Source organism: Pseudoalteromonas fuliginea (assembly GCF_000690055.1).
GTDB lineage: Bacteria > Pseudomonadota > Gammaproteobacteria > Enterobacterales > Alteromonadaceae > Pseudoalteromonas > Pseudoalteromonas fuliginea.
Map to the genome: position 1 here is coordinate 1 of NZ_JJNZ01000127.1, position 419 is coordinate 419.

Sequence of the window (419 nt, forward strand, 5' to 3'; positions counted from 1 at the left end):
TCACATTACTGTAACGGGTTCTCTTAATTAAATCCTGGTAATGTCGTAGTGCCACAGCGGTGGAGAGGCACATAGCAAATGCTATACTATCTTTGCGTCGGGGCGTCCTCCTGCGGGGCTCGCCTTAGAACTATTTTATTTCGCCACTGAGTTCGGCATGGACTATTTACAAAATTACAAAAAGCAAAAAACCCGTCACATTACTGTAACGGGTTTCTCTTAATTAAATCCTGGTAATGTCCTACTTTCACATAGCAAATGCTACACTATCATCGGCGCTGTTTCGTTTCACTACTGAGTTCGGCATGGGATCAGGTGGGTCCAAAACGCTATTGTCACCAAGAAAATTCTTTTCAATTTTCTTATTTTAATTATTAAGGTTAAAGTCCTTCGACTGAATTTGAAGCCTGGTAATGTCC

At 41.3% G+C, this 419-nt stretch carries 1 rRNA gene; it reads right to left on the reverse strand.

From position 1 onward, the window contains the following. Nucleotides 1-228: 228 nt before the first annotated feature. Nucleotides 229-343, reverse strand: a 5S ribosomal RNA gene (gene rrf / locus DC53_RS00465). Nucleotides 344-419 lie beyond the last annotated feature (76 nt).